This is a genomic window from Wolbachia endosymbiont of Drosophila incompta (genome assembly GCF_001758565.1).
GTDB lineage: Bacteria > Pseudomonadota > Alphaproteobacteria > Rickettsiales > Anaplasmataceae > Wolbachia > Wolbachia pipientis.
Genome location: NZ_CP011148.1, coordinates 57,554 through 68,118 on the forward strand (window position 1 = coordinate 57,554; position 10,565 = coordinate 68,118).

Here is a 10,565-nt window from a genome sequence, read left to right on the forward strand (position 1 = left end):
GATCCTTTGATGCATATGAACTGTAATTGAATTTGGATTTATATGAAATATGATTTTAAAAGTGTTGAAAAATTTTATCAAGATAAATGGGATTTTTCTGTAAGCAAGAGTGGTAAACAAGAAAAGTGTTACGTGTTGGAAATGTTTCCATATCCATCTGGTAAAATTCATATGGGACACTTACGTAACTATGCAATAGGGGATGTGATAGCGCGTTACAAGAGAGCTAATGGATTTGAGGTTTTGCATCCAATTGGCTGGGATGCGTTTGGATTACCAGCTGAGAATGCAGCAAGGGATAACAATATTAGCCCCGAAACATGGACAAAAGAGAATATAGATAATATGCGTACACAGTTGAAATCTATAGGTCTTTCTTATAATTGGGAGCGTGAACTCTCCACATGTGAACCTGACTATTATAAACACGAACAAAAATTTTTCCTGGATTTTTTAAAGCATGGGCTTGCCTATCGAAAAGAGTCATGGGTTAACTGGGATCCAGTGGACCAAACAGTGCTTGCAAATGAACAGGTAGTTGATGGAAAAGGATGGCGATCAGGTGCAGTTGTTGAAAAACGTAAGTTGTCCCAATGGTTTTTAAAGATTACTGATTTCGCTGAAGATTTACTCAAGTGCCTGCAAAGTTTGAAAAATTGGCCAGAAAAAGTCAAAACAATGCAGGAGCGTTGGATAGGAAAATCTGAAGGAGCAACTATAGAGTTTGAAGTAGTTGGCCTGAATAAGAAATTAAAAGTTTTTACAACTTATCCTCATACTTTGTTTGGGGCTTCTTTTTGTGCAGTGGCAGCAGAGCATCCTATTGTGCAGGATTTAAAGAATGGTTCTTCTGTTGTCATCCCAGTGCTTGACACTGGGATCCAGGAAATAAAATCAAAAAGAGAGAACGATGAAAAAATAGGAGTTTACACCGGATTAAACGTCAAACATCCATTTCTTGATAAGGAATTGCCGCTTTACATAGCGAATTTTGTGTTGATGGAATATGGGGAAGGCGCGATTTTTGGTTGCCCTGCACATGATCAGCGTGACTTTGAATTTGCACAGAAATATAATTTGCCGATAATTCCCGTTATTTCTTCAGCCCACTTAGGTGTCATTCCAGCGCGTGACCAGATTTCTTACAATGGATCCCAGTGTCAAGCTACTCAGATGACAAAGGAGGCGTATACTGGAGACGGGACAATGTTTAACTCCGAATTCTTAAACGGATTAATGGTTAGTGAAGCAAAGGAAGCCATAGTTAAAAAATTTGAAGAAAAAAAAATAGGCAAAAAAACAATAAACTATCGTTTGCACGATTGGGGAGTGTCAAGGCAGCGTTATTGGGGATGCCCTATACCTATCATATATTGCAAAGATTGCGGAACTGTTCCAGTGCCAGAAAAAGACCTTCCTGTAGTTCTACCAATAGATGTAGAATTTACAAGTGGTGGCAATCCGCTGGATAAGCACCCAACTTGGAAATTTGTTGATTGTCCAAAGTGCGGAAAGCAAGCAGAGCGTGAAACTGATACATTCGACACCTTTTTTGAATCTTCCTGGTATTTTGCTGCATTCTGTAGTGAAGATAAATCAATAGACAAAGATGCATGTAATCGTTTTATGCCTGTTGATTATTATATAGGTGGGATAGAACATGCAATTCTGCATTTGCTTTATTCAAGATTTTTCTGCCGTGCTTTAACCAAATGTGGCTATTTTGATATTAAAGAGCCTTTCTCTACTTTAATCACTCAAGGAATGGTCTGCCATGCAACTTATAAAGACGAAAATGGTAAGTGGCTATTTCCCGCAGAAGCAAAAGAATTAATAGCGCGAGGTGCAAAAGTTCAAGTGGGCAAAGTTGAAAAAATGAGCAAATCGAAAAAGAATACAGTTGACCCAAACTTTATCATAGAAAAGTATGGTGCTGATACTGCTCGCTTGTTTGTGTTGTCCGACACTCCTCCGGAGAAAGATATGGAATGGTCCGATGATGGCGTGGAAGGTTGTTCTCGTTATGTAAATAAATTGTGGCGTATGGTCATGCAGCTAAGACCTGTAAATATACACTATGATAATGAAAATGTTACGGGTGGACTTCTAGAGTACAGAAAAAAAATTCATAAACTCTTACACGGACTTACAGATGACTTGGAAAACTGCAGATTAAACTGTGTAGTGGCAAAATTTCGTGAGATGACGAATTTAATAGCTGAAATAGACGTAAAAACTGGAAAATCTCTTATTGATGAAGGTATATGTATATTAATCAGAGTAATCGAACCATTCATACCACATCTAGCTGAAAGCCTATGGCAAGAAATAGGAGGTCAACCTTGGCCAAAAGCTGATGAATCATTATTAGTTGACGATACGGTAACTATAGCAGTGCAAATCAATGGAAAATTACGTACAACAATCAAGGTGGCAATTAACTTACCTCAAGAAGAATTGAAGAAAATAGCGATAGACTCTGTGTCCAGTAAGATCGATCAAAGCAAAGTTCGCACTGTATATGCTGTACCAAATAAGATAGTAAATATAGTTATATAAAAGACCTGAGTAGTACGTTTTATATAATCTGATTTTATGGCTATACTTTTTTTGACATGTAGTTATATCTTTTTTAATATAAAGGATATATACTTATGCATTATATATTTTTTTGTATGAGGAGTTATATGAAAATAAAGAGATTGTGCGTTTTGGCTGTGTTGCTTACTTCATCTCTAGCAGGTGCAGCTAGTAATAGTGCAAGTAAGTCAGAAGATAAGTACTATGCAGGTTTAAACTTTGGTGCTGGTTGGGGTGGTGGCTTTAAAATGAAACCTGGTGTTGTTCTTGGTTACCATTATGACCAAAACTCTAAATTTGAACTTGAGGTTCTCAGTAATATTAAGTCATTAAAGAGCATAGGAGCTAGCTTATTGGCAAACTACCGCTTCTATCCTGACCTTGATATTGATCCCGTTAAACTATATGTCAGCGGAGGTTTAGGAGGATATCTCCAAATAACACCTTTTGGCTTTGGTGTTAGTGATACAGTTGATGGTGATGGCAATAGTTCACAAGAAGAAAAAGAAAAGGAAGAAGAAACACAAGGTGCTCCAGAATCAGGTGGTGAAGCTGCTGGTTCATCTGTAGTAGATAAAATACTGAGTTCTATTTCCTATAAACTAAAGTTAGGTGTTGATTATGAAATTACTCCACAGATAATTGGTGCAGTTGGTATGACCATGGGTGGGCAACTAAGTGGTATAAAAGCAAAACAAATACCAGATGCAACTCTAGAGATAGGGGTACGTTATAATTTTTAATGCTGCTACTTAGTTCATAAAGGTAGAGACGATGTTGAGGATGAAATAAACAGCATTAAAAAAAATCCGAAAACGTATTTTCGAATATGGTTTTGAACGCTAGCTATAGATTAGAAAAATAACAAGAAAAAGGGTAAACATACTGTAATTGCTGTTGAATGATGGAGTCCATTATTTTAGCACGAAGTAACGAATTCAGTAGAATAAGTTCTTCAAAAATAATTTAAACTTTTATTAGTAGGAGCAGTCTCATGGAATATTATAGCGATCTCACTAAAAGAAACTTTTATAAGTATCGTTGATGAGAAAGGAAAAATTGTTAAGGAAGAAGTTGTTGCAAGAGAAAGTAAGGCAATAGCTGAATTTTTTCTTGGTCAAGGCAAAAATGACCTTACCCAGAAAAAGTGGAGAGAAAGTGTGGAATGTTTTTTACAAAAAGAATGATGCATCAAATTGTTCTGGAATGCAATAGTTAATAGTGACGTTGTTTGTTATAAAAAATTTCTATGTATTCAAATATTGCAGTTCTAGTTTGTTGAGCAGAGTGTTGTGAAGTATCAATAAGTATTTCTCTTTTCAATGAGCTAAAGAAGCTTTCTGCAACAGAATTGTCGTAACAAGAGCCTTTATTACTCATCTATATTCTTTACAGCTAAGAGATATTGATACCCTTGCGCAGTATATTGTGAACCTTGGTCACTGTGCAGCAGTAGATTTTTAACAGGTTTACGCCTATTAATGGCCATTAATAAAGAGTTCATAACCAATTGTTTATTTATTGCACTACTCATTAACTACCATACGTGAGAATTATTGCTGCCAAATATAGCCATCCCTCCTTGGTTTTGATGTAAGTAATCCCATACTTTATTTGGTTGATCAACAATAAAGTTTTGATCTAGTATATTGGGAGCTACAGCTCTATTATCTGTTTGTTGTTTTTTAATTTTAAACTTTCTTCTCAGTATAGCCCTGATGTCATTTTTCTGCATAATACTTTGCACCGTTTTCAAATTGCAACTTTTACCCAAAGCCTTCAATTCAGCATGAATTTTAGGAGCTCCATATCTACATTTAGAAACTTGATATATTTTTTGAATAGCTGCGAGTAGCTCTTTATTTGCTGATTCTCTACTGCTTATTTTTCTTGTGGTCCACTTATAGTAGCCACTAGCAGAAAATCCTACATAATTCCTGTACTTTATAGCAGTTACTATATAAAAAAATATTTTACTCTTTTTGACTGGCCAGGGCTTTTTTTTAAATGTCTCTTTCCCTTGTTACTCTTGCTTTGTAAATCAAACCTCTCTTTGTCATAAGGTACCTCTACCTGGAAATGCATCTGCTGCCGACTTTTTTTCGTTGTGTTTCTTTATCCATTTTCCTAATAAACCACCCTTTATTCCTAAATCCTTAATCCTTTGCTGTTTTTGTAATTGTTTGACCTACCTTTCTTTGTTCATTTGCCAGCTTAACAGCTTCCAATTTGAACTCTGCCGTATATTCTCTTGCCATTTCTAATCCTCCAAAATTTTATTTTACCCAAAAAAACTCTTTTCTTTCTCTCCACTTTTTCTGGATAAGGTCAAACAATGACTATGCAAAAAACCTAATAACATGTATAATCTATAAATAATTTCTGAGGTAGATTGTGAAACTAGGTGTTAATATCGATCACGTTGCAACCCTCCGCAACGCACGTGGAACTTCTTATCCAGATCCATTGAAAGCAGCAGAAATAGCCATTGACGCTGGAGCAGACTTTATTACTGTACACTTACGAGAAGATAGAAGGCATATTAGAGATGAAGACGTATTTAACCTAAAAAAAAGCATTAGCACTGAGCTAAATCTTGAAATTGCAGCCACGGAAGAAATGCTTGAAATAGCAAAAAAGGTAAAACCCTATTCGATTAGTATAGTACCAGAAAAAAGAGAAGAATTAACAACCGAAGGTGGCCTGGATATCGTGAATATGCACAGTAAACTTTCTAGTATAATAGAGGAAATGCATAGCTCTAGCATAAAAGTCTCACTGTTTATCGATCCAAATATTGATCAACTAAAATATCTTGAAAAGCTAGGGACAAAACCTGACATAATAGAAATTCACACAGGGGATTACTGTGATAATCCATCAGAAAAAAAGTTACAGTTAATTACTAATGCTGCAGAGTACGTCAATAAATTAGGAATAGAATGCCACGCAGGACATGGCATAACTTATAAACACGCTAAGAAGATGACAAGAATACCTCACATCTCAGCTCTTAACATAGGCCACTATTTAATTAGCGAAGCTGTATTTTACGGCTTACACAGCGTAGTAAAAACAATGAAAATGACAATGTCTAACTAACTGCTGCTTTTTCCTTCTTATTTAAAATACTTAAAAGAGTTTGGCTTGCTTTAAATTTTACCCTTGTCTTTTTAGGAACAGTCATGATCTGACCACTTTGGGGGTTACGACATTGTTTTTCCTGACTGATAGCAGTAGAAAATGTTCCTATTCCATGCAAACGTATTTCACCTTTCCCATGCAGCTCATTCTTTATTATTTTAATAAACGCATCATGAATCTTGCTCAAATCAGATTTTGTTATATCTATATTCTGACTAGAACAATCTTCCTTTAATTGTTTTATTATATCTTCTTTACTCATAAATTACCTTAATATTGAAAAAATCACATAAATAGCATATTATGTTGACACCGATAGTCAACTAAATTCATCACAAAAATAGAGGATATCATACATTTTTGCAAATATTTGTATAATACTTACAAAAAAACACCCCTATAAAATAACTATCTCTTAGAAAATTGACACTTTTTCCGAGCTTTATGTTGACCATATTTCTTACGTTCAACAACACGTGAATCTCTAGTTAAGAACTCACCATTACGTAGTATAGAATGCAAATCTTGGCTTACACTACTTAAAGCTCTGCTTATTCCATGAGCTAGAGCACCTGCTTGACCAGATAGCCCTCCACCTTTTACAGTTGCAAATACATCGTATTTATCCAATGTGGAAGTTGCAACAAATGGCATTTTTACTATTTGGCACACTGACTCTCTTTTAAAATAAGAAATTAGATCGCCTTTTTTGTTAACACTAAATTTTCCACTCCCCGGCTTTATCCATACTCTTGCTACAGATTCTTTTCTTCGGCCTGTAGCATATAAACGACCAAGCGAATCAACTGCTGATTTAATTGTCTTTTCTGACCAATCATTGTTATTTATTGTAGAACTCTTCATTTTTACTCCATTACTTTTTATTTTTACGATTCAAAGAGGCAAAATCTATCTTTTCAGGTTGCTGTCCTTGATGCTTATGCTCTGAACCAGAATAAACATACAAATTTTCAAAGCGTCTACGTGCCATAGGCCCATCATCAAGCATCCTTTTCACTGCCATTTCTATTACACGCTCAGGAAATTTGCCATTTAAAATATTATCTGGAGTAGTTTTCTTCAAACCACCAGAATAACCTGTATGCTTATAGTAAATTTTATCTTTAAGCTTCTTTCCGGTGAAATGCACCTTTTCTGCGTTGATAATAATTACATTATCGCCACAATCCATATGAGGTGTATACTCAGGTTTATGCTTTCCACGTAATAGTGTCGCTACAAATGCTGCAAGCCTCCCTACCACTAATCCTTCTGCATCTATGACAAACCACTTTTTATTGATTTGTTTCTCCTTTAAGAAAAAAGTCTTCATTATTTGATCCAACAATAGTAAGCTATGATATACTTAATTTCTCAATAGTGTCAACAATATTAGTTATTGATTATTAAAGTAATTTATGTTAGTAATTGAGCTGCGCAACCAATATGCATAGGAATTAGAATGTTTCGATTGATTATCACACTTGCGATCATTTTTAATACTATAAGTTGCTATGCAACCGATGTGGGAGAAGTGATAAGCAAAGCCATCAAAAATAGCTCAAAAATAAAGTCTCAATTTTACCAATATAAAAGCGCAGAAAAACACTATAAATCTTCTGGGTTAGCTGGATTTTTACCTGACATTAATTTGCAATACAATTTCGATAGTAACTTTAATCTTGATACATCTGAAAAAAAACTTACATTGCGCCAGAAATTAATCGATGGCGGTGGTACCTTTGCCACATTCAGTCGATCAAGCCATCTTCTCAAAGCAGAAAAGATGCGATTTCAGCAATTAAAACAAGAGCTTGCACTTAATGCTGTGAAAGCATATGTTAATGTTTTACAAAAGACAGAAATATTAAAGCTCAGAGAACATAAAGAACGCGTTTCTTTGGAACATTTGTCAGCTATGAAAAAACGCTTTTCCCTTGGAGAGGTAACCAATGCTGAAGTTTTGTTAGCAAAAGCAAAATTTTCGTCTTCTATATCCGAAAGAGTTGATGCTGAAGGTAAATTAAAGTTGGTAAATATTGCTTATTATCATTTGATTGGCGAAGATGCTGATGACCTTTCTGAAGCTAATGATAAACTACCTTCTGTTCCAGAGCTAAATGAATGTTTACAGTTAGCAAAAACCAATAATTTATCTCTAAAAGCAGCAGTTTATCAAAAAAGAGCAGCCGGAATGGAAGTGATTGCTGAAAGCTCCAAGTGGCTTCCTTCTTTAAATCTAAGTGCAAGCAAAAATTTTGGGGAGGATGGTATGAAGGTAGACAAACTATTAGAAAATGTTCATGTAGTTTTTACTCTTGATGTTCCAATCTTTAAGAGAGGAGTTAATGCTTTTGGTGTCAGTAAAGCTAAAATGGATGCAAAAAAATCTACCTACGATTATTATGAAACGGTAAAAAATATAGAACAAGCAGTTGTAAATGCTTGGAATAATGTGTTGACAGCAAAGGCCATTATCAAAGCAAGTCAAGAATCGGAAAAAGCAGCAGCTCTAGCATTGGAAGGAGTTGAGCAAGAAGTAAACTTAAATTTAAAGAGTACATCTGACCTTTTGGACACTGAAGATGCATTATTTAAAGCACGTTCAGACTTAGTTGAAGCAAAAAGCAATTATGTGATTAGTGTTTACAACTTGCTTTTTATGATAAATAGTATAAACCTCTAAATTTAATGGTATTAGCACTATGCATGATGAACAAGGTAATCAATCTGTAAAAGATATCCTAGAAGATATAAAAAAAGCTATATCGGGTAAAAATGCGAGTAACGATAAAGCAGAAATAAAGGATGAAAATGATGATGTGCTATACCTTGAGGAAGAGTATCCAGAAGAAATAGAAGAAGATGGCAAAAAAGAAAATAATGAAAAAGAGGACATTGATAATGATGACCAAAGTGAGGAAATGGCTTGCAACAATAACCAATTTAATGGCCATAGCTACAATTTAGAAGAAAAAAAAGATATTTACTTGTACGATAATATCCAAATGAGTAATAACAAAGCGAGTAATAGCGGCTTACAAGCGCAAAATAACGATCATCTAATTTTAAAAGAGAATATGGAAGAGATCAAAGCGTTGCTTGGAAAAATGCAAAACGAATTACAGCATAAACAACAAAAAAAAGCGAACCTTACTGTTGAAGAATTAGTTACATCTCTTTTAAAACCTCAGCTCTCAGAATGGCTGAATAAATATCTACATGCACTGGTAAAAGAAGTAGTTGAAAAAGAGCTTAAAGATATAATCAATAATAAGTAGGGTATTAGCAATAAAAACTAGAGTAAAGACGGCTAGAGGCAGAAAACTATCTTCAACAAGGTGGCTACATCGTCATTTGAATGATCAGTATGTGCAAAAAACTAGCAAGGATGGTTATAGGTCACGCTCAGCATATAAGCTGGTAGAAATGGATAACAAATTTAAATTATTCCAAGAAGGGCAAAAAATTATTGATCTTGGTGCTTCTCCTGGTGGATGGTCACAAGTTGCATCTCAGAAAGGTGCAAATGTGGTTGCTCTTGACATAAAACCAATGAACGCAATTAATGGAGTAGAGTTTATACAATGTGATATTATCAATGAGTTTGAAATTTTAAGAGAAAAATTCAAGGATCAAAAATTTGATGTAATTTTATCTGACATGGCGCCCGAATCTTGTGGTTTAAAATCGTTGGATCATATCAGAATTATGCTTTTATGCGAAGCAGCGCTCAATTTTGCAAAGCATTTCTTGAGTCATGGTGGCACGTTTGTAGTAAAAATTTTCCAAGGAGAATCTGACAAAGATTTTTGTAACGAGCTAAAAAAAATGTTTAAAACAGTAAAATACTTTAAACCAAAGTCAAGTAGATCTGAATCTACAGAAATGTATTTGGTAAGTTTAGGCTTTATTGGCAGCAAAACTTCTATATAATATTAATCTAGGTAGTCCGCAGAAACAAAAAACTTGCTTGACAAACCTCGCCAGCCCCCTTATCATGAAACTGAAGCTATTGTATTTGCTTTCGCCAATCTGCAGATTAAAAGGTAAGGATTACTTAATGTATCGGCGTCTTATGTTCAATTTTTTGCAGTATATAGATACTGTATGTCTTTACAAAACTTCATCTACATCTAGATTTTTATCTAAATAAGCTGAACGCGCTTATAAAGCGTTACAAGACATCAAAAAATGCCAATACTCGACAGAGATAGTAAAAGACTAGCTAACTCGGGGATTCTTTGTCTTTTTTTCTGCTTGGTAAATTTCTTAAACATTTGCAGCATAGGTGAGTTGCAATTAAAAGCAGCTAAATCTTGCTTGTCAAGCGTTTAAAACATAAAAAACGCCAATATTTTAAAGCAGATAATAACCCCAGGGCTTCTTTTGCCTTTTTTTTCATTTGGTAAATTTCTTAAATATTTATAGCTAAACGACAATCGTCATCCCAGCGGGATCTGGAGATACCGCGGCGGTATGACGGTTCGCGACGGCATGACGATAAGGTTTATATCTTGTCATCCCAGTGCTTGACACTGGGATCCAGGAATTTTATTAAGTTGGTGAGCATAAAAATAGCTGTTTTACGTTAAAATACAATGTTTTGATGATTATGGAAAGGCTGGATTCCAGTGTCAAGCACTGGAATGACACCATAGGGGCACTGCCATCATAAAGGAACCAGTGTCGGCTACTCGGATGACATCATAGGGGCGCTGGGATGACACCCTGACAATCGTCATCCCGCTACTTGTTAGCGGGATCTGGAGATACCGTGACGGTATGATAAGGGAGAACAGTTAGCGGATGAGATACCGCGAATGAATCGTGGTATGAAG

10 protein-coding genes and 1 pseudogene (1 of these 11 cut by a window edge) are annotated in these 10,565 nt (G+C 35.2%); 7 read left to right on the top strand and 4 right to left on the bottom strand.

Annotated features, from left to right (window positions below; all coding sequences use genetic code 11):
- From WG67_RS00265 to WG67_RS00275, 3 genes are all read left to right on the top strand, one after another.
- Positions 1-30, top strand: the 3' end of a protein-coding gene (locus WG67_RS00265; protein ID WP_070356722.1) for a murein hydrolase activator EnvC family protein. The gene continues 567 nt to the left of window position 1, outside the view; the window shows 30 of its 597 coding nt (coding positions 568-597); the start codon falls outside the window, past its left edge; it ends in the stop codon at positions 28-30.
- A 12-nt stretch (positions 31-42) separates the two neighbouring features.
- The gene (leuS, locus tag WG67_RS00270; protein ID WP_070356723.1) at positions 43-2,559 is read left to right on the top strand and encodes a leucine--tRNA ligase; all 2,517 of its coding nucleotides are present in this window, start codon (positions 43-45) and stop codon (positions 2,557-2,559) included.
- 128 nt (positions 2,560-2,687) lie between these two features.
- Positions 2,688-3,323 carry a membrane protein gene (locus WG67_RS00275; RefSeq protein WP_010962341.1) on the top strand — a complete coding sequence of 212 codons (636 nt, stop codon included), beginning with the start codon at positions 2,688-2,690 and terminating at the stop codon, positions 3,321-3,323.
- A 429-nt stretch (positions 3,324-3,752) separates the two neighbouring features.
- Here WG67_RS00275 and WG67_RS07930 read toward each other — a convergent pair.
- A pseudogene (locus WG67_RS07930) lies at positions 3,753-4,838 on the bottom strand (IS3 family transposase).
- Positions 4,839-4,974: 136 nt separating this feature from the next.
- Between WG67_RS07930 and WG67_RS00290 the strand changes: the two are divergent.
- Complete coding sequence (locus WG67_RS00290; protein WP_006279877.1) at positions 4,975-5,682, top strand: pyridoxine 5'-phosphate synthase; 708 nt, start codon at positions 4,975-4,977, stop codon at positions 5,680-5,682.
- Here WG67_RS00290 and WG67_RS00295 read toward each other — a convergent pair.
- The 3 genes from WG67_RS00295 to rplM form a co-directional block, all read right to left on the bottom strand.
- Positions 5,675-5,986, bottom strand: a complete 312-nt coding sequence (locus WG67_RS00295) for an HU family DNA-binding protein (RefSeq protein ID WP_070356724.1) — start codon at positions 5,984-5,986, stop codon at positions 5,675-5,677. The genes WG67_RS00290 and WG67_RS00295 overlap by 8 nt on opposite strands.
- A 146-nt stretch (positions 5,987-6,132) precedes the next feature.
- Complete coding sequence (gene rpsI / locus WG67_RS00300; RefSeq protein ID WP_006279875.1) at positions 6,133-6,588, bottom strand: 30S ribosomal protein S9; 456 nt, start codon at positions 6,586-6,588, stop codon at positions 6,133-6,135.
- Positions 6,589-6,598: 10 nt separating this feature from the next.
- Positions 6,599-7,057, bottom strand: coding sequence for a 50S ribosomal protein L13 (gene rplM / locus WG67_RS00305; RefSeq protein ID WP_010082596.1), 459 nt, complete (start codon positions 7,055-7,057; stop codon positions 6,599-6,601).
- 129 nt (positions 7,058-7,186) lie between these two features.
- Here rplM and WG67_RS00310 point away from each other — a divergent pair, with 129 nt between their 5' ends.
- The 3 genes from WG67_RS00310 (at position 7,187) to WG67_RS00320 (ending at position 9,660) form a co-directional block, all read left to right on the top strand.
- Positions 7,187-8,410, top strand: a complete 1,224-nt coding sequence (locus WG67_RS00310; protein WP_070356725.1) for a TolC family protein — start codon at positions 7,187-7,189, stop codon at positions 8,408-8,410.
- A gap of 19 nt (positions 8,411-8,429) precedes the next feature.
- A complete protein-coding gene (locus WG67_RS00315; protein WP_070356726.1) occupies positions 8,430-9,005 on the top strand; it encodes a PopZ family protein in 576 nt (191 codons plus the stop codon).
- 76 nt (positions 9,006-9,081) lie between these two features.
- On the top strand, positions 9,082-9,660 hold the full coding sequence (locus WG67_RS00320) for an RlmE family RNA methyltransferase (RefSeq protein ID WP_010082599.1): 579 nt from the start codon (positions 9,082-9,084) through the stop codon (positions 9,658-9,660).
- Positions 9,661-10,565 lie beyond the last annotated feature (905 nt).